The sequence below is a fragment of the Novosphingobium sp. JCM 18896 genome (assembly GCF_025938095.1).
Lineage (GTDB): Bacteria > Pseudomonadota > Alphaproteobacteria > Sphingomonadales > Sphingomonadaceae > Novosphingobium.
Window position 1 is genome coordinate 21,602 of the sequence record NZ_JAPCZF010000010.1, and the last position, 16,523, is coordinate 38,124.

General features: G+C 62.6%; 16 protein-coding genes and 2 pseudogenes. 7 read left to right on the plus strand and 11 right to left on the minus strand.

What is annotated here, in order from left to right; translation table 11 throughout:
- Positions 1 to 371: 371 nt before the first annotated feature.
- Entirely contained in the window at positions 372 to 1,970 is a 1,599-nt protein-coding gene (locus OLX23_RS23280) for an FMN-binding glutamate synthase family protein (protein WP_264447670.1), read from the minus strand.
- Between the two features lie 528 nt (positions 1,971 to 2,498).
- Here OLX23_RS23280 and OLX23_RS23285 point away from each other — a divergent pair.
- Positions 2,499 to 3,770, plus strand: a complete 1,272-nt coding sequence (locus tag OLX23_RS23285) for an O-acetylhomoserine aminocarboxypropyltransferase/cysteine synthase family protein (RefSeq protein ID WP_264447672.1) — start codon at positions 2,499 to 2,501, stop codon at positions 3,768 to 3,770.
- 244 nt (positions 3,771 to 4,014) lie between these two features.
- Here the strand turns inward: OLX23_RS23285 and OLX23_RS23290 are convergent, their stop codons facing one another.
- Positions 4,015 to 4,188 carry a DUF465 domain-containing protein gene (locus tag OLX23_RS23290; RefSeq protein WP_264447673.1) on the minus strand — a complete coding sequence of 58 codons (174 nt, stop codon included), beginning with the start codon at positions 4,186 to 4,188 and terminating at the stop codon, positions 4,015 to 4,017.
- A gap of 818 nt (positions 4,189 to 5,006) precedes the next feature.
- On the opposite strand from OLX23_RS23290, the gene OLX23_RS23295 reads away from it, so the two are divergent.
- The 4 genes and pseudogenes from OLX23_RS23295 (at position 5,007) to OLX23_RS23310 (ending at position 8,031) form a co-directional block, all read left to right on the plus strand.
- Positions 5,007 to 5,357 carry a hypothetical protein gene (locus OLX23_RS23295; protein WP_264447674.1) on the plus strand — a complete coding sequence of 117 codons (351 nt, stop codon included), beginning with the start codon at positions 5,007 to 5,009 and terminating at the stop codon, positions 5,355 to 5,357.
- Positions 5,358 to 5,492: 135 nt separating this feature from the next.
- Positions 5,493 to 6,416 (plus strand): annotated as a pseudogene (locus OLX23_RS23300) (LysR family transcriptional regulator).
- 327 nt (positions 6,417 to 6,743) lie between these two features.
- Positions 6,744 to 7,067 (plus strand): XRE family transcriptional regulator, encoded by a 324-nt coding sequence (locus tag OLX23_RS23305; protein WP_264447675.1) that lies wholly within the window; start codon positions 6,744 to 6,746, stop codon positions 7,065 to 7,067.
- 283 nt (positions 7,068 to 7,350) lie between these two features.
- The gene (locus tag OLX23_RS23310) at positions 7,351 to 8,031 is read left to right on the plus strand and encodes a hypothetical protein (protein WP_264447676.1); all 681 of its coding nucleotides are present in this window, start codon (positions 7,351 to 7,353) and stop codon (positions 8,029 to 8,031) included.
- 99 nt (positions 8,032 to 8,130) lie between these two features.
- Here the strand turns inward: OLX23_RS23310 and ygiD are convergent.
- The 3 genes and pseudogenes from ygiD to OLX23_RS23325 form a co-directional block, all read right to left on the minus strand.
- Positions 8,131 to 8,871 (minus strand): annotated as a pseudogene (ygiD, locus tag OLX23_RS23315) (4,5-DOPA dioxygenase extradiol); the annotation flags it as partial.
- A 295-nt stretch (positions 8,872 to 9,166) separates the two neighbouring features.
- Positions 9,167 to 9,562 carry a cupin domain-containing protein gene (locus tag OLX23_RS23320; protein ID WP_264447678.1) on the minus strand — a complete coding sequence of 132 codons (396 nt, stop codon included), beginning with the start codon at positions 9,560 to 9,562 and terminating at the stop codon, positions 9,167 to 9,169.
- Positions 9,563 to 10,161: 599 nt separating this feature from the next.
- Positions 10,162 to 10,344 carry a helix-turn-helix domain-containing protein gene (locus OLX23_RS23325; RefSeq protein WP_264447679.1) on the minus strand — a complete coding sequence of 61 codons (183 nt, stop codon included), beginning with the start codon at positions 10,342 to 10,344 and terminating at the stop codon, positions 10,162 to 10,164.
- A gap of 620 nt (positions 10,345 to 10,964) precedes the next feature.
- On the opposite strand from OLX23_RS23325, the gene OLX23_RS23330 reads away from it, so the two are divergent.
- Positions 10,965 to 11,546 carry a hypothetical protein gene (locus tag OLX23_RS23330; protein ID WP_264447680.1) on the plus strand — a complete coding sequence of 194 codons (582 nt, stop codon included), beginning with the start codon at positions 10,965 to 10,967 and terminating at the stop codon, positions 11,544 to 11,546.
- Between the two features lie 53 nt (positions 11,547 to 11,599).
- On the opposite strand, the gene OLX23_RS23335 is transcribed toward OLX23_RS23330, so the two are convergent.
- The 3 genes from OLX23_RS23335 to OLX23_RS23340 all read right to left on the minus strand — a co-directional run bounded on the left by OLX23_RS23335 (position 11,600) and on the right by OLX23_RS23340 (position 12,755).
- Positions 11,600 to 11,854 (minus strand): universal stress protein, encoded by a 255-nt coding sequence (locus OLX23_RS23335; protein WP_264447681.1) that lies wholly within the window; start codon positions 11,852 to 11,854, stop codon positions 11,600 to 11,602.
- On the minus strand, positions 11,835 to 12,455 hold the full coding sequence (locus OLX23_RS25870) for a universal stress protein (RefSeq protein WP_413629932.1): 621 nt from the start codon (positions 12,453 to 12,455) through the stop codon (positions 11,835 to 11,837). Before OLX23_RS25870 ends, OLX23_RS23335 begins: the two co-directional genes overlap by 20 nt.
- A 72-nt stretch (positions 12,456 to 12,527) precedes the next feature.
- Entirely contained in the window at positions 12,528 to 12,755 is a 228-nt protein-coding gene (locus tag OLX23_RS23340) for a hypothetical protein (RefSeq protein WP_264447682.1), read from the minus strand.
- A gap of 756 nt (positions 12,756 to 13,511) precedes the next feature.
- Here OLX23_RS23340 and OLX23_RS23345 point away from each other — a divergent pair.
- Positions 13,512 to 13,775: a hypothetical protein gene (locus OLX23_RS23345; RefSeq protein ID WP_264447684.1), complete on the plus strand. Its 264-nt coding sequence runs from the start codon at positions 13,512 to 13,514 to the stop codon at positions 13,773 to 13,775.
- 62 nt (positions 13,776 to 13,837) lie between these two features.
- On the opposite strand, the gene OLX23_RS23350 is transcribed toward OLX23_RS23345, so the two are convergent.
- Genes OLX23_RS23350 through OLX23_RS23360 form a run of 3 tightly spaced genes read right to left on the minus strand, consistent with a single transcriptional unit; the run spans position 13,838 to position 16,381 of the window.
- Positions 13,838 to 14,620: an SDR family NAD(P)-dependent oxidoreductase gene (locus tag OLX23_RS23350; protein WP_264447685.1), complete on the minus strand. Its 783-nt coding sequence runs from the start codon at positions 14,618 to 14,620 to the stop codon at positions 13,838 to 13,840.
- A 10-nt stretch (positions 14,621 to 14,630) separates the two neighbouring features.
- Entirely contained in the window at positions 14,631 to 15,821 is a 1,191-nt protein-coding gene (locus tag OLX23_RS23355) for a zinc-dependent alcohol dehydrogenase (RefSeq protein ID WP_264447687.1), read from the minus strand.
- Positions 15,821 to 16,381 (minus strand): SRPBCC family protein, encoded by a 561-nt coding sequence (locus tag OLX23_RS23360; RefSeq protein ID WP_264447688.1) that lies wholly within the window; start codon positions 16,379 to 16,381, stop codon positions 15,821 to 15,823. Before OLX23_RS23360 ends, OLX23_RS23355 begins: the two co-directional genes overlap by 1 nt.
- Positions 16,382 to 16,523 lie beyond the last annotated feature (142 nt).

Genomic DNA, 16,523 nt, shown 5'->3' on the forward strand with positions numbered 1-16,523 from the left:
GATCTCTGAAAAAAGGTCAGCAACGAATATTTTAACGGCTCCTGGCTGTGATCAAGCTTGGTCGCGGCGAATTACGCAATTGAGGTGCTGGATGTGGGGCGCTGCTTCCAATTCTTCGATATAATCTTCGGCGCTGTGCGGGGTGTTCGGCCGTCGGTCAGCTCGTCGGGCTCGCCGCATGGCTGACCGAGTATCGCGTCGCGCGAAGGTACGGCTGAATGAAGGATCATTGCCGACAAGGAGGCGAGACGTGTTGCCGGCCATGCCGTCTTGCCTGCTCGTCGGCCGATCGCGAGAGCGGAACGGTCATGTGGCCGCGTCCTCCCTCCGCGCGGGTTCGGCGAAGCATCGCGTCCGGGCGTACCCGTGGCTCATTGCCCGATGCTGAAGCTGTCGGCCCGCGCCAGGCTCCATGCGGCGCTATAGAAGTCCTGCTCGGGTCTCTTGCGGAGGAGGTCACCGTCCTCGAGGAAGGTGTGGAGCTGCGAGAACATCCGCACTTCGGTGGGGCTGACGCGGCGGACCAGATGATGCGGCCCGATCATGGACGGCTGGGCGAGCCCCGCCGCCGCCAGCATGTCGGATAGGGCGAGCAGCGTGTTCCGGTGGAAGTTGGCGACGCGCTCGGCCTTGTCCGGAACGACGAGCGCCCGTTGTCGCAGCGGATCCTGCGTAGCGACGCCCACGGGACATCGGTTCGTGTGACAGGTCAGCGACTGGATGCAGCCGAGCGCGAACATGAAGCCGCGTCCGGCGTTGGTCCAATCGGCCCCCAGCGCGAGCGTCGCAGCGATGTCGAAGGCGCTGACGATCTTTCCCGCAGCTCCGACCCGGATCCGATTGCGGAGACCGGCGCCCACCAGCGTGTTGTGCACGAATAGGAGGCCTTCGCGCAGTGGCATGCCCAGGTGATCGATGAATTCGGCCGGCGAGGCCCCAGTGCCGCCTTCCGCGCCGTCGACCACGATGAAGTCGGGCAGGACGCCGCTTTCGCGCATGGCCTTGACTATCCCCATGAATTCCCAGGGCTGACCCACGCAGAGCTTGAAGCCAACGGGCTTGCCGCCGGAGAGACGGCGCAGTTCGGACAGGAAGTGCGTAAATTCAAGCGGCGTCGAGAAAGCGCGGTGCCGCGCCGGCGATATGCAGTCCTCGCCTGTCGGCACGCCGCGTGTCTGAGAGATTTCCGGCGTCACCTTCTCAGCCGGGAGGATGCCGCCGTGTCCCGGCTTCGCACCCTGGCTGAGCTTGACTTCGATCATCTTGACCTGCGCGTTGCGTGCCTGCTTCTCGAACTGGATCGGATCGAAGTTGCCGTCTGCCGTGCGGCATCCAAAGTAACCGCTGCCGATCTCCCAGATCAGGTCGCCGCCCGCCTCGCGGTGATAGGGACTGATGCTGCCCTCTCCAGTGTCGTGTGCGAAGCCGCCGAGCGCCGCGCCCTTGTTGAGCGCACGGATCGCATTGGCGCTCAATGAGCCGAAGCTTATGGCCGAGATGTTCAGGATGCTGCTGGAGTAGGGCTGAGTACAGGACTCGCCGCCGATCCGGAGCCGGAACTTCGCCGGGTCGGTGGGCGGAGCGGAGCGCACGGAGTGCGCGATGAACTCGTATCCATTCTCGTAGACGTCGAGTAGCGTGCCGAACGCGCGATCGCTCACCTCGTCCTTGGCCCGGGCGTATACCAGCGATCGCTGGCTTCGCGAGAACGGGGTCTTATCCTGGTCGCCCTCGATCATGTACTGCCGGATCTCTGGGCGGATCTCCTCGAAGAACCAGCGCAGGTGACCGATGATCGGATAGTTGCGCCTGACGGAGTGGACTGGCTGCGTGAGGTCGTAGAGGCCCACGAAGGTGAGGGCTGCGGCGACAATGAACATCGGGATCGCCCAGACGTGTGGCAGGTAGTAGCCTGAGACGATCATGGTGATGATAGCGACCGCTAGGGCGCTGAAACGGGTCAGTAGCAATTGGCACTCCGGGTTCCGGAAGCCGACCTGAAGTCTGACGGGCGCGCGCTCACTAGGGCGGCGGGCCAGGTCGGATCGGAATCACAATGGGCGTCACGTTCGTTAAGCGTACGAACGATCGATTGTTTCGCAGCAACCCGGAGATACGGGGCGCAGCGACGCCTTCTTACCCCAGCGGCGGAAGTGGTATGCCGCCCCTGGGGCCTGCAGGCGCGGAGTGCTGCTGCCAGGATGGAGTGACACGGGATATCTGCTGTACATGCCAGGGAGTATGCGGCCGGACCTTCTGTCAAGTCAAACGAGCCCCGGTGAGCGATGCAACGTTACGCCGGATCGCTCACGCCGGGTGACGTGGTACGGAACGATGACGCGCAAGCTCGGCCCGGACGCGGTGACGGTGCCATCGAACGCGGATCGAACGTCGTCGCCGCGCATCCCTTGCGGATCTAGGCTCGGGCTCGACGAGTAACCGTCCGGTTGACGGCGTACGACCAAAGAGGCTTCAAGGTCGCGGACAAGGAGCCTGACATGAAGCTGGAATCGATCGCCCTACACCATGGTTATGTTCCGGAGCCGACCACCCGTGCAGCTGCGGTCCCGGTATACCAGACCACGTCCTACACGTTCGACGACACGCAGCACGGCGCGGACCTCTTCGACCTCAAGGTGGAGGGGAACATCTACACCCGGATCATGAACCCCACCACCGCGGTTCTTGAGGCGCGCGTCGCCGAGATGGAGGGGGGTATCGCGGGACTTGGTCTCGCGTCGGGCATGGCGGCCATCACCTATGCCATCCAGGCGATCGCGGGGGCGGGCGACAACATCGTCTCGGTGTCTCAGCTGTATGGAGGCACCTACAACCTCTTCATGCACGCCTTCCCCCGTCAGGGCATCGACGTGCGATTGGTCGATGGCGCGGATCTCGCGTCCTTGGAGGCCGCCATCGACCACCGTACCAAGGCGGTGTTCCTGGAGTCGATCGGCAATCCTGCCGGAAACATCGTGGACATCGGGAAGGTCGCCGAGGTCGCCCATCGCAACGGTGTCCCGGTGATCGTCGACAATACTGTCGCCACGCCCATCCTGTGCCGCCCGATCGACTTCGGTGCGGACATCGTGATCCACTCGCTCACCAAATACATCGGCGGGCACGGCACGACGATAGGCGGGATGATCGTCGACAGCGGACGCTTCGACTGGACCGCCGACAAGGAGCGGTTCGCGATCCTGAACGAGCCTGACCCCTCATACCACGGGGTCGTGTACACTGAGGCGCTGGGACCTGCGGCTTTCATCGGTCGGGCGAGGGTCGGTCCGCTCCGGAACACCGGTGCCGCGCTGTCGCCGTACAGCGCGTTTCTTCTGCTGCAGGGGCTGGAGACGCTGGCGCTCCGGATGGAACGGCACTGCGAGAACGCGCTCAGGGTGGCGGAGCACCTGCGAAGCCATCCGAGGGTGCGGTGGGTCAATTACGCAGGTCTGCCAGATAGCGTTTACAACGGGCTGGCCCAGAAGCTCACTCGCGGGAAGGCATCTGGCATTCTGAGCTTCGGCATCGACGGTGGCGAGGAGGCGGGAGGCCGGTTCATCGATGGCCTCCAGATGATACTCAGGCTCGTGAACATCGGTGACGCCAAGTCGTTGGCCTGTCATCCGGCGTCCACTACCCACCGGCAGCTGAGCGACGAGGAACTCGCGAAGGCAGGCGTCAGCAGGGATCTGGTTCGCATCTCCGTCGGAATCGAGCATATCGACGACATCATCGCGGACATAGACCAGGCGCTTAACCGGAGTTAGTCGGCGAAGACCTCCAAGGAAGGAAAGCGATTGACGCGTTTCCAGTTCCGACGCCGACGCTGCGCAAGATCGCTGAAGGGGGAGATCTGGCAGCCTTGAGACCATCCGGGGGATCGGCGAGCGTGACGAGCGCTCAGAGCGCCGCTTTCCCGGTCCCGGTTGCAAAGCATAGCCTAGCACGGAGGTCGTTCCGCATATGTCTTGGTGGCGAGCCGGCGCCCCCGTTGGGGCGCCGGCCGCAACATCAGTTCTTCGCCTTCCTCCGAATAAGCGCGGCCAGGCGGTCCTTTACGGCGAGTCGAAGTTTCTTGAGCCGTAGAAGCCTGAAGGTGTCCGGGACTACGGCGCGGCTCTCCCTCTTGATGGCCTCGTCCAGGCGGCGATGAATGTTCGTCAGTCTAAAGGCTGCAGCTGACATGATTTTCCTCCAAAGGATGATGCGAGCGCCGTGCGCCCGCTGCTTGAGCGAATTGCGGCTTCAAGCCTGGGGAGGAGCGCGCGCCCGATAGTAGGCCGAACGCCCGCCGCGTGTGCTGGCGGAGAGGGCGGGTCCTACGGGTGACGCGGGATGCGCCAGACCGACCCGGCGCACGAACTTGGGTGAGGGCGGTAGGTCGAAGTCCCCCAGGAGCACCAGCGGGGTCTCACGGGAATTGGCGCGGAGGATCGCGCTGGGAAGCGCTGTAGCATTGCTCGGGCGGGCCGGAGCGAGCCGAGAGACTGCATCGTGGATGACGGGCGGACCCGAAAACGAGGAAGCGCCGGCTAGCAGGCCGAATAGAAGTAGGAGCGCTGCATACGGCCCTCGCTGATCCCACCAATGTGCCCTACCCGGCACTCCGCGCCTCCTTTTCTTTAGCTTTGATCTGGGGGCTGACGGACGGATTTCAACCGGTTGCCGATGCAACGCCTGGGCAGATCCGGGGTGGTACCGCACGGCCTTGCTCGATGGGATCGCTTGCCGTCACAACAGCGGTGGCTGGCACGTCCGACGGAAGGGTGAAGGGCCTGGATTTTGCCTGGAGCCGCTTCGGTGATACGGTGCCCAGATGGTCATCCACCAGACTTTCCTTCGTCTCCAGGCGCACGGTGGCAGCCTCATGACCCGATACGCGGCCTCGGCGCGCCGCGGCCGGTAGGCCGCGCGGCGCCGTCGAGGCGGACTGTGGCCGTAATCGGCTCGCGGCGAATGCAGGAGTTGGGTCCGCCGCGACGCGGCGTTGACGGAGACACGAGGTGAAGCAACCGGCCGAGAGTAATCTCGCGACCTACGTCAAGTTGCGTTGTGCGGACATCGAGGAGGCGATGTCGCGGCATTTCTCCCTCGACGAGCACGGCGGGCCATCCGTTCAGGATGCCGATATGGCGAGGCGCCTGGTTGGGTTCCTGATCGAGGTCATGTGCGGTCGGGCGGACGGCCTTTCGGACGAGATCGTCGAGGCGGTGCCGTTCGACTACCTTTCGAAATTCGGCGACGGCCTCGTCCCCATCCTCAACGACGTGATTGCCCGGGAGGTACCGCCTGCGCTTCTGTCGCAGGCCATTGACGGCTACTGGCGCGCAATCAGTACCAACTGGTCCCGCTGAAATCGGTCTCGATCGCGGCGGCCGCTCGCAACGCTGCCTGGCTTCCGCATCGCCGTGTCGATGGCTGACGGGTGCGGAAATCGGGTATACCTAACGGGTATGGACTTGAGGTTTCTGCTGGGTGTTCGGATCGTGATCGACTTGCGTCTTCTACGGTACTTCGTGGCGGTGACGGAGGAAGGCCGCTTCAACCGGGGCCGCGGACCGGCTGCACATCGCGCAGCCGCCCCTGTCGCGGGCGATCCAGCAGCTCGAGGCCCATGTCGGGGCGCCGCTGCTCGACCGCGCGAGCCGGCCGCTTCGGCTGACGGATGTGGGTAGGTTGCTCTACGCGCAGGCAGTCCAGATGATCGCGCGCATGGAGGATGTCGAGGCGATGGTGAGACGGCGGTCACCAGCTGCCGGCGGCGCCTTGTGATCGGCTTCGTCGCTTCCACGATATACGCGCGCCTGCCCGAACTGATCCGCGAATTCCGCAAGGTGGCCGAGAACGTCGAGCTGATCATGGTCGAAAGCTCCACTCTCGAGCAGATCGCGGCGCCTATGGACGGGCGCATCGACGTGGGCTTCGGGCGCATCCGTTTCGAGGATCCGGCGGTGTGCCGCATCGTCCTACGCGACGAAAAGCTCGTCGCCGCCTTCCCGGTGGACCATCCGCTGGGTGCGGGCGAAGGTCCCATTTCGCTGCGCGACCTCGCGGATGAGCCGCAGATCATCTATCCGCGAGCGCCGCGCCCCAGCTACGCCGATCAGGTCATTTCGCTTTTCCGAGACTACGCGATCGAACCGCGCGTGGTTCACGAAGTCCGTGAGCTGCAGGTCGCCATCGGTCTTGTGGCGGCGGAGGAGGGCGTGGCGATCATGCCCGAATCCACGCGCCGCGCGCGCAGCCACGACATGGTTTTTCGCGACTTGGTGGAGCCGGCTACCTCGCCCATCATCATGAGCCATAGGCCGGGGGATCGCTCGCCAGAGCTGGCCCTCATGGCCGCAGTCATTGCTCGGCAGTACAAGGAGTGGGGGTACGATGTGCCCGCGTCGCTGACCGAGGGGCTATGAAGCCAGAGATAGTGTCTCGGCCCTGCTAGCCAGCCGACGATGAATGCGGAGATCAAGGCGATCACCCATCCCATCCAGTCTTTCTCGAGTATGTCTCAGGCTGGCCGATGACGTCACCTGATCGGCCGGGTTCCTACCTGCCTCTGATCACGGGAGAGCCATCGCCGGCGGATGGTCGAGGTACGTCGATAGGTCCGTTCGGAAGGATTCGTGCTGCTCGCCCGCGCTGGCCGACAGCGCGCCATCCGCATTCAATGTCATCGAAATAGGTAGCCTGAGGCTGCCGCATAGGGCATTTTGAGAACCCGCTTGTCAGGAAGTACGCGCATGGACACTGGAACTCGGGTCACTGGTCGCTTGATAGCCGCAGCGCGCGCCTTGGCCGGCGTCCATCCAGTCGACTTTGCAGCGGCGTGCGGCCTCGATGTGGATGTCGTTCATCGGCTGGAGGCCGGCGGCCGCTCGTGGGTCAGCTCGAAGGAGGAGGCTGAGGCCGTCCGCCGAGGGCTCGACCACTACGGTGTGATAGTGATCGAGGAGACGGGCGGCATGGGTGCCGGCGTCAGGTTGAAATTCACCAGGCAGGACGTAAGGCAGATTGTTCGGTTGGAAGGCGAAGGCGGGATCATCGGATCCGATGACGCTCCATGAGGTGATCCCGCATTGAGCCTCGGGGATAGTGCTAATGCTTCAATGTGATCGCTGCCCTGGCTTGCTGTCAGGAACAGGCTGCGCGGGGGACCATCTTCCGTGGGTGCATGAAGTTTCGCGCTCATGCCCAGCTGCTATGCGGTCGGGCAGGCTCATGTTATACGGCGGTTCGCTGCCACAACGGCCCAAGGACATGCCAATCCCCCAGGCGGTGCCCATCTCTTGAACGGCCCAAGCCTTCGTTGCGGGCCGTTTTATTTGGCGGGTAGGTTTGATCGCATTCATGGCGGAAGATCGCGCGAGCGAGAACGGTGAGCGGATTGATTTCGGCTGTAACAAATTGTTGCCCGGACCGATGCTCGAAATCATCCCATTGAAATGTCCGCCGTTCGACGTAGGTTTGACGCACGTACCGGGCCCCTCTGGCGAGATAAGTCTCGTGATGTCGGACGTATCGAACTTACGGGGCCTCCTACTTTTTCAGCATACCCGTGAGCTCGATCCATTTTGCTGGATAGAGGAGTATGTTGTGATTTTATCTTTGCTTGCCATGGCTGCGGCCGGAGCTGTGACTGTGGCAGATCAGGTTCATCGGACGAACGTCGAGCATCAGGGGCAGCGATACGAAGTCGCCTATCGCGCCGATACGAAGGTCACTACTAGGCAGATCGGGATGTCGGCAGGGACGAGGCCGAGCACTGAGCGCTGCCTCTGGTCGGCACGAGTAGCCGTGACCCGTGATGTGAGCCACCCAAACGGTGCCAAGCTATCCCATCGTCTGGACGACGATAGCGTGATGCGGGGCAGCCACTACGGCAAGTGCTCGGAAAACAGAGCGAACGTCGCGACCTCCATCGCGCGACGTGCCGATGACGTGCGAACCCATCTCGTGAACGCAGCGGGGCGTGACACCAAGCGCGTTGCGACCGATTTGCGTTCGGCCGGGCATTTTGCGGCGAACTGAGGGCCTACAAGGGATGACCCCGGAGCGATGGCGTACCGGGGTCATGTCACTATCGCGAGCGAATGCTCGGACCGCACCCTATCGGAGGGCGGCGATCATCTAGATATTGGTCTGGTCGGCGGGCATGTCCGCAGCCCCCTCGGCCTCGCAAGGCAAGTCGATCTCCGGACCGATATTGTAGCTGATCATCGATAGCGAACCGAGCGAATAGCCTTGTATCAGCGATTGCGATTTTCCCTCGGTCGCGGCGATCCCCGCCGTGTAAAGTAGAGGGATGTAGTGGTCGGGCGTCGGGACGGCCCTGTCGAAGTCGGGATACTCGGAAAGCTTGAGGATCGCGGACGGATCTTCGGCCATCTGTCTGCGCACCGCCTCGTCGAAGCGCTGGGCCCATTCTGCGCGGGCGGTGGGCTTGTCCCACTCGACGAGCCGCAGATTGTGAACGACGTTGCCACTTGCCAGTATCATCACGCCCTTCTCTCGCAGCGCCGACAGCCGGGCACCCAGCGCGACATGGTATTCGAACGGCTTGAGGGCATTGATCGGGAGCTGGACTACGGGAACGTCCGCCTGCGGGAAGAGATGGGCCAGCGCGCTCCACGTGCCATGATCGAGACCCCATTGATCCCGATCGAGTCCGACCCAGTCGGGCTTCGCCGCCTCGACGACCTCTTGCGCGACCTCCGGCGACCCGTCTGCAGGATACTCGAAGTCGAACAATGGCTGCGGGAAGCCGTAGAAGTCGTGGATTGTGCGCGGCCGCGCAATCGCGGTGACCGCCGTCGCGCCGATGAACCAGTGCGCCGACACGACGAGTATGGCGCGGGGTCTCGGCAGCTTCGTGCCTAGGGTTCACCAAGACCGCGTGAACCCGTTCAATTCGAGCGTGTTCGTTGGGTTGCCATGTCCAATGAATAGTGCGGGCATGTTTCCCATAGACGATCTCCTACGCGGGATGCGGCGCTTGCACTACCGCTAAGACTTCAGCTTTTCAGCATCCTTCGCAAGGGACTGCGTCCTGACGCCAGCGTCACACAGGCACTGGGGGCCGCAGCAAAAAAGTTCTGTCGCTGCGCCGGACGTTTGGAATGCCGCCCCGCTGAGCCAAGTTGACGGTCCCCAGTGTTGCGACCGTTTATTCGGTAGTCCTGCCGTCGAAATGTTCATCGGCGGCGTCAGCGGCCGCTTTGGTTTGGTGCACTGTGCGGTCGACATGCTCGGGTGGGCCGTAGATCGTGTAGAGTTTCAGCGGTTCCTCGCCGGTGGCGATGACATTGTGCTTCGCGCCCTGTGGCACGATGACGCCATCGTCGGCCTTCACATGGTGTTCAACGTCGTCGATGACGATAGTGCCGCTACCGGCCTCGATGCGGAAGAACTGGTCGCGGTCTTCGTGGACCTCCTCGCCGATCTCATCTCCGGGCTGGATCGCCATCACCACGAGTTGGAGGTTGTGGCCGGTGTAGAGGACCTTGCGGAAGAGCTCGTTGTCCTCGGTCAGCTGCTCGATGTTGTCCACGAAGCCTTTCATGTCCTGCCTCCAGCGTTTGTCCAGCCCCGAAACCGCCGAGATCCGGGCCCGGTTCCATCGCCTTTCAGTCCGATCATCCCAAAGTTGCAGGATACCTGGCTGGAATATATTTGTCTTGCCGCCATTCCTTGTCAGCGAATCCAGCTTGAGCCATGTTGTCCGCAGAGGCTGCGGGCAGCATCGTCGAGCCGATGTAGCATTGGGTCACCGAGGCCATGCACGAGGTTCTCTGCCCGCAGTCTCGCCGAAGTCGCTTCTGGCCGAATCCGTGCTGCACCTTCAGATAAGGGCCTGATCGGCGCCTCGGCTGCCGCACTCTGAAAGCCTGAGGGGGGGCCTGACGCAAATGCGTAGGTGGGACGTCTGATCGTCGAGGTCGACGGCAGCCATCACGACGATTGGGAGCACGCCGCCGTCACGGACTGAGGCGGCCCGGGGCGCCGATCAGCGGCGTGGTGCGGTCACGCGCTCCAGCCGCGGACTAGCCGGACCAACTGCTCGCGGGTCGCGTCATCGACGCCCATGGCGAGCAGGTCGAGTAGCGAAGCCGACTTCTTCCCGAACCCGTCGATCTTCGCAACGAGCGACTGGAGCTGCCCTCAAGGAGCTATCTCGCCGAAGGCCGCGAGTACGGGCTCGAGGCCGGGCAGGACAGTGCGGCCTGCGAACTGGTCGGCGGGGAACCGGATTTCGGTTCCGCAGGACACGCCAAGAAGTCGTCCGCTCTCGCGCAGCTCGTCGACGGCGGCCTCGGAGACTCCGAGCAGCTCGGCTGCGTCCACGCGGGAGCATCCCGCCCACTTTCTCGGCAAGGCCGGTCTTGAACTGCTCGGCTTGCTCCCGCGTGGCCACCACCTTCGAATCTCGGGCCTCCTGATCGGAGGCTTTTGTCATCACAGTCCTTGCGTATTGCGACCGATGGGTCGTTCCGCTCGTCGGCGAAACCTGTAGCCAGCGGAACGCGGTTCTCCGTGGCAGTGAAGTGAAGATCGGCATGCCGCTCAATCGTTGCAAGTTTGGTAGTTTCGCGATCGCCAACCTGCTGGGAGAACCTACGCCGGCGCGGTCGGAAGTGGGTCCGTTCGCTGGACATGAAATTTCAGAGGATGGCGACGAACATATCGCGACGGGGTTTGCCAGGTGGGGGCTTCAGGACCGTGGTGCGACCGCAGCTCCAGCTTGCATTTTGAAGAATCCCAGGGGTGATCGACACCTACCATCCGGGAGATCGGTTTACGTGGCGCGCCGCTCGTCCCGCTCTTGCGGGCCCGTATATCCCCTAAGGATCGATTCATGGAATCTTCTTCAATATCCAGCTTAAGAGACCGTGACGGATCTGACCATGCTGCGAACACTTCTCAAACGCTCTGTTGCCAGAGCGAGGCCGCTCCAGCGAGCGAGGGTGGATACCGCTGAGCCGAGCTTCGCCTCCCTGCAGAGGGAGGTTTCACTACTTCAAGCGGAATACTTGGGAGTGCAATCCCACGTCGGGCAGTTCGGATCCTCGCCGGGATACTTCTCCCTCTCCCGCCGACGCAAGCGCGAGATCCTCGATATGCTGGAAGGCTCCAGCGATCCCTGCCTTCTGGTGGATCCGCGCCCCGGATTGCGCATCGTCGATGCGAACCATGCAATGGAGGCCGCGACGTTCACGAGGCGCAGCGCGATCGCAGGCGACAAGCTGTTCGCCGCCCTTCCCGGGGGTAGGGAAGGCGATGACGTCATCACCGCCTTCGAGGCGTACAAGATCTGCGCTCAGACCTTGAGGCGCCATACTCTCCCGGCGCAGCGGTACGATATAGAGGGTGCTGGCGGAGAAGTTCTTCTTCGTCACTGGCGGTCGCAGTATTTTCCGATCACAGATGATGCAGGCAGCCTCATCTACTTACTCAATCGCGCGGTGCCGCTCATTATGGATCAACCGACGAACTTCCATCGTGACGGTATGCCAGATGCGGAGGCCTGCGCTCCCGCTTATCGATGAGGAATCTTTTATACGCCGCTCAGGTTCCCGCTTGAAGTCATGCACCCCGAAGTTCAGTTTGTAGCTTGGCCCGCTGGTTCTTCCGAATATCGAACGATAAGTAGGTCTTCTTCCAGCCTATCGACCAGTCGCTTGGCGGTACTGCCGATCACGGCATCGAAGACGGCGCCGCGGCCGTGACTGCCGATCACCGTGAGGTCGATCGCGTGCTGGTCGATGTAGTCGTCGAGAAGGGTGTCTGGTGAACCGTGTTCGATCACGACCGTGGCCCGCGTCTTCACCTCAGGATCAATACGTGCGTCGCTCATGAACTTTGCGGTGATATCCCTCTCGATCGATCGACGCTCTTGCTCGATGTCCCGTCAAGGATGAAACTCGCATAGGGAATGTCGTAGGCATGGAACAACGTGAGGGCGCTGGTCGGAAAAGAGCGGCGGTGGACTGCAGCGCCTGAAGCGAGGCTTCGGAGAAGTCGGTTGCTATGAGTATGTTCCGATAGCTCCGGACCGACCTGTCATGCACCATGAGGACAGGAAGCTTCAGGCCACGGATCAGTCTTGTGATGGTGCTGCCGATTATCATGCGGCTGAGCGATTCAGGTCCTGCATTCCCCGTCACGACGAGATCGCAGTTCTCCCGGGTGGCGAGGTCGACCAGCCTCTCGGCAGGGGCACCCTCTTCGACGATTGCCCGGATGGGATAGAGGGCACTTCCCAGGTCGCGTCGCAGGCGCCAGCCCATGCGCTCCACGGAATCAGGTATCCGGCCCCATGACCGTCGGCTTCGGTCGAGATAGTATTCGGGAGTGTCCGTGGGAGCCATGATGTAGGCGGCGCCCAGCTCGGCCTGGAACTCCTCGGCGAGCTGAACCGCGCGGTCCAGCGCACGGTCGCAACGCGGAGTTAGAATCCGTGGCGAGGAGGATACGGCGCGGTTTGCTGACGCTCGCGTGGGACATGGGAACGCTCCAGTTTTCCTCCGTCACCGCAGCCAGGAGAAGCCGGTGAGACGGAGCGTGAGATCGAGATCGAGCGAAGGCAGCCAGGGAACCTCATGGCGCACGACTTGGCCATCGGCGAGCGAAGGATAGAAGCAGATGAGCAGAGCGCAGGCGGCAAGGGTTCGGGCGCGGGTGGGCAGGAATGCTGAAACCAGACTGCCCAGGAAGGGAAGCGCGAGAATGACTAGAAGGTATGGCGCCTCCAACATGGGCGGTGAATGGCTCCTGGTTGCCTGCGGGATCCCTCGAGGATTGTCGGACTTTATGGTTGCAATGTGCTGCCAGGGGCAAGGCCTGGCGACCGGATCATTGCCCTTGGCGGCTGCGAGTCCGCGCCGGCTGCGCCGCTGGCGGGTTCAGCCGTCGATTATCCTGTGAAGCCCCGCGGGCGGAGCCGCTCGTCACTCCGCCGCGGTTCGGGCATTGGACCTGGTGACCTCCTCGATCTTGGCTCCTTCCCTTTGGCGGCTGCCTGATGGTGGAGCCGATGTGCAAAGTGGCGGTAGATCGGGGGATGTCCGCCATTAATTTTCCTTTCGTGTCTGGTAGCCGCATCGGACGAGACGCCTTAAACTGGCGCTGCGCGCCAATGAAGAGCGTGCAATCTTGAGCCTCGTTAGAATAGTTAGCGGCAGATAGGCTGGCGCCAATAGCGCTCCGAGCGGAGCGCCCAGCCGCCGGGGCCCTTGCGCACGAGAAATTGACCGAGGTCAGCGACGTACACGAGGCTGCCGCGAGAGGACCACGGGCAAAGTTTGTCCTGCTTATCCGCGCTTAGTGGGTCTGCAAAACAGTGACGATTGGCGCGACGAGCTCGTAGGAGTCTCACGCCGAACCAATGACGGCACCGCATCGCCGGCGTCGAAACACAGGCCAGCACTGCTTGCAGCAAAGTGTCCCAGGAACTTGGGTCGATGCTGAGAATTTGATGAGAGAGGGATATCCAATATTCCCCGGAGCCAACCATGACTGACAATGACGAAAAGCAGATTGCATCGGCCGACCAAGCCCGGAGTGTCCATCGGAAAGCGGCAGATTCAAGGTCTGAGGTCGGCTCGGTGGAAGCTGGATGCCTCGATGGTGACAACAGCAAGGCGAAAAACAGGGCCGAACCGATCCCTGACGAGATCTGGGAGCATGAGCAAGAGCGACTTAACCCTGGCCAGGTCGAAGGGAATCCGACAGGTGCGAGCCGCGACAAGCCGAAGGCACCTTCGAACAGTGCTTGACCCCCGGTGGAAGGCGTGGGCGTCCGCCAAAAACGCCCAGATCGGGTGGGACCTTCCAGTTTTCAGGAATCGGCAGTACCGGGCTTAGCCATCTTGCGGTGCTGCTCGGCGAGGACCGCAGCTGGCGTGACATTGGCCACGGCCTGCTGGATCTTGTTCTTCCAGCCCGACACGATCGAAGCCTTGCCCGACATGACGGCGTCGTAGCCGTCTTTGGCTACATCGGCAGGGTCGGACTTCTTCGGATCCTGGCCGACCTGTGTGTCCATCATATCGCCGCGCGCGAAGAATTCGGTATCGACCGGGCCCGGCATCAGGGTCGTCAATGTCACCCCGTCGCAATCCTTGATCTCGTTGCGCAGCGCGTCGGTGAAATTGTCGACGAAAGCTTTTGTCCCGTTGTAGACGGCATTGAAGCTGCCCGGGATGAACCCCGCGATCGAACCGGTGACGAGCACCTTGCCGGCATTGCGCGCGACCATGGCTCGGAGCACCTTCTGTAACAGATAGAGCGTACCGGTGACGTTGGTGTCGATGACATGGCGCCATGCGCTGGGATCCTGTTCGAGAAACGCGTGGCCTAGCCCATGTCCGGCATTGGCGCACAGAAGATCGATCTGACGGCCACTCGCGGCCGAAAGGAGCTGGTCGACACCCTCGAAGGTGGAGAGATCGACCTCGAGCGTCTTCACGTCGGCCCCAAGGTGCTGGAGGCCCGCGGACGCGTCTACGAACGGGGTGTCGGCAACTACAAGCAGATCGTAGCCGTCCTTCACTGCAAGTTTCGCAAGCTCGGCGCCGATGCCGGTCGACGCGCCCGTGACGATCGCGAATTTGTCGGCCATGCTGTCTCTCCTATTCGGCTGCCATGGCCAGGTCGGTCTTAAGCACGACCTTGGTCACTTCGTTCTGATTGTCGTGGAACATCTTGTAACCTTTGGGCGCGTCCTCAAGCGCCATTCGGTGCGAGATCAGGAAGGTCGTGTCGATCTTTCCCTCGACGATCGCGTTGAGCAGTCCCGGCATGAAATGCTGAACGTGGGTCTGGCCCGTCTTTAGCGTCAGACCCTTCTCCATAAAGGCACCGAGCGGAAACTTGTCGACGAAGCCGCCGTAGACCGCTGGCATCGAGACGCGGCCGCCCTTGCGGCAGGCGAGGATCGCCTGACGGATCGAGTGAGTGCGATCAGTACCCAGGAACATCGAGGCTTTGATCTGGTCGACGACATTGTCGACGAAGAAGCCGTGCGCTTCGAGGCCGACCGCGTCGATTACCGCGTCGGGACCGATGCCGCCGGTCATTTCCATCAACGCTTCATAGGTCCTCGTTTCCTCGAAATTTATCGCCTCGGCGCCGAACCTGCGAGCGAGCTCCAACCGACGGGGGAAATGGTCGATCGCGATGACCCGCTCGGCGCCCATCAAAAAGGCCGACTGCACCGCGAACAATCCGACCGGGCCGCAGCCCCAAACCGCGACCGTATCGCCGGGCTCAATCTGCGCGTTCTCGGCGGCCATCCAACCGGTCGGCAAGATATCCGAGAGGAAGAGCACCTTCTCATCCTCGACGCCGTCGGGGATCACGATCGGACCAACATCGCTGAACGGTACGCGGACATACTCGGCCTGGCCGCCGGCATAGCCGCCCGTCATGTGGCTGTAACCGAAGAGTCCCGACATGGGCTGGCCGTAAAGCTCGCGGCCGATGTCCTGGTTGTCCGCGGGATTGCCGTTATCGCAGGCCGAATACTGGTGCTTGCCGCAGTGATAGCAAGAGCCGCAGGAAATCGTGAACGGGACCACGACCTTCTGCCCGTGCTGGAGCGTGCTCCTGGCGCCGACCTCCACGACCTCGCCCATGAATTCGTGGCCGAGGATGTCGCCCGCCTTCATCGTCGGGATGTAGCCGTCGTAGAGATGGAGGTCCGATCCGCAGATAGCCGTCGCTGTAATCCTGATAATCGCGTCGCGGGGATTAAGGATCTCGGGGTCGTCGACCGTATCGACGCGCACGTCGTGCTTGCCGTGCCAGGTGAGGGCGCGCATCAGACCTGTTCCTCTTCGAGCTGCTTGCGGGTCCGCGCTGCGGTGGCGATCTCGCCGGTTTCCATCAGCTGCTTGAAGCGCCGCAGATCCCGGCGCGTTTGAATGCGGGGCTCGCGCTGAAACAGCTTGGCGATGAACTGTCCGATCGTGCCGCCCGGAGGGTCGTAGGCGATCGTCGCCGTCACCACCGTGCCGCGCGCGCCGGCCTCCTTGAATTCGATACGGCCGCTGTTGGCGACGTCCGCATCCGGACCAGACTGCCAGGTGATGGCGCGGCCCGGCTCGTCCTGCGTGATGAGCGACTCCCAGCCTACCGTCCGTCCGGCTGGCGCCTTGACGGTCCAGCGCGAGCGATCGCGATCAATCACCTCGATGGCGTCAATATTCTCCATCACGCCTGCAAGATTGGCGGGGTCTCGCCAGAAATCGTACAGCTCCTGCGCCGTTCGGTTGATCGTCACGGTCTCGGCTAGCAATGCCCTCGCCGGAGACGCCGTCTTGGAAGTCTCGGGCGGTGCGTCATCATGCAGACGCTTCGCCAGGTCGCTTTCGCTCGTCATGCTCGAATTCCTCGTTGTATATACCTCGAACCCTATCCAGTCGGCATGGTTCCAGGAGGGGCCGGCTTTCACTGCGACCGTCAACCCGGCTGTCTCAGGCGCCCTTGGCTCCGTGTCATCGCAAGGCCGGCGAGGGAAGCGC

What these genes read in the sequence shown, in the direction of transcription:
- OLX23_RS23290 (WP_264447673.1), bottom strand. Translation starts at nt 4,188, where the DNA reads ATGTCAGCTGCAGCCTTTAGACTGACGAACATTCATCGCCGCCTGGAC.
- OLX23_RS23345 (WP_264447684.1), top strand. Translation starts at nt 13,512, where the DNA reads ATGACTGACAATGACGAAAAGCAGATTGCATCGGCCGACCAAGCCCGG.
- OLX23_RS23355 (WP_264447687.1), bottom strand. Translation starts at nt 15,821, where the DNA reads ATGCGCGCCCTCACCTGGCACGGCAAGCACGACGTGCGCGTCGATACG.
- OLX23_RS23360 (WP_264447688.1), bottom strand. Translation starts at nt 16,381, where the DNA reads ATGACGAGCGAAAGCGACCTGGCGAAGCGTCTGCATGATGACGCACCG.
- OLX23_RS23310 (WP_264447676.1), top strand. Translation starts at nt 7,351, where the DNA reads ATGGCGGAAGATCGCGCGAGCGAGAACGGTGAGCGGATTGATTTCGGC.
- OLX23_RS23305 (WP_264447675.1), top strand. Translation starts at nt 6,744, where the DNA reads ATGGACACTGGAACTCGGGTCACTGGTCGCTTGATAGCCGCAGCGCGC.
- OLX23_RS23340 (WP_264447682.1), bottom strand. Translation starts at nt 12,755, where the DNA reads ATGTTGGAGGCGCCATACCTTCTAGTCATTCTCGCGCTTCCCTTCCTG.
- OLX23_RS23335 (WP_264447681.1), bottom strand. Translation starts at nt 11,854, where the DNA reads ATGAGCGACGCACGTATTGATCCTGAGGTGAAGACGCGGGCCACGGTC.
- OLX23_RS23285 (WP_264447672.1), top strand. Translation starts at nt 2,499, where the DNA reads ATGAAGCTGGAATCGATCGCCCTACACCATGGTTATGTTCCGGAGCCG.
- OLX23_RS23320 (WP_264447678.1), bottom strand. Translation starts at nt 9,562, where the DNA reads ATGAAAGGCTTCGTGGACAACATCGAGCAGCTGACCGAGGACAACGAG.
- OLX23_RS23350 (WP_264447685.1), bottom strand. Translation starts at nt 14,620, where the DNA reads ATGGCCGACAAATTCGCGATCGTCACGGGCGCGTCGACCGGCATCGGC.